This window comes from Vibrio sp. 1288, assembly GCF_033344475.1.
This window is the reverse complement of sequence record NZ_JAWPOX010000888.1, coordinates 1-574: the sequence shown is the minus strand read 5'-3', so window position 1 is coordinate 574 and position 574 is coordinate 1. Positions and strand designations below refer to the sequence as shown.

Annotated in this window: 1 protein-coding gene; it reads right to left on the bottom strand. The window is 44.4% G+C overall.

Going from position 1 to position 574, the window contains the following annotated elements; genetic code table 11:
* A partial coding sequence (locus R8O11_RS29925) for a D-alanyl-D-alanine carboxypeptidase family protein (RefSeq protein WP_318195220.1) occupies window positions 1-567 on the bottom strand: 567 nt, incomplete at its 3' end.
* Window positions 568-574: the final 7 nt, after the last annotated feature.

Genomic DNA, 574 nt, shown 5'->3' with positions numbered 1-574 from the left:
ATAAATATCTGGCAGATCACGAATGATTGCTTGACCCAACTTAGCTATATCATGCGGTGTTGAATACAAACCATCGCTATCTAAACCGTGAGGGTTAGTAAATGAGGAATTCGTCAAACCAAGTTGACTCGCCCAACTATTCATTAAGCTAACAAAGCCTGCTTCGCTGCCAGCGACGTGCTCTGCAATGGCAACACTAGCATCGTTTCCTGACTGAACCACCAATCCTCGATATAAATCAGACAGAGACACAGATGTGTTTACTTCGATGAACATTTTGGAAGAATCTGGGAAGTTTTTCGCCCAAGCGTTGCGACTAATGACAACTTGATCATCGAGACTGATATTGCCAGCGTTTACTTCTTGTCCTGCAACATAAGCAGTCATCAGCTTAGTTAAGCTCGCAGGGTTTAATCGCTTGTCTGCATCGCGCTCTACCAACACTTTACCTGTGTGATAGTCCATCAGTACATAACCGCGAGAGCTTAATTCAGGTGCATTAGGGACAACTGTTGGTGCAGCAAAGGCAAAGTGAGGGAAGGTAACAAGGCCGGTAAGGAAAGTCATGTTGAAT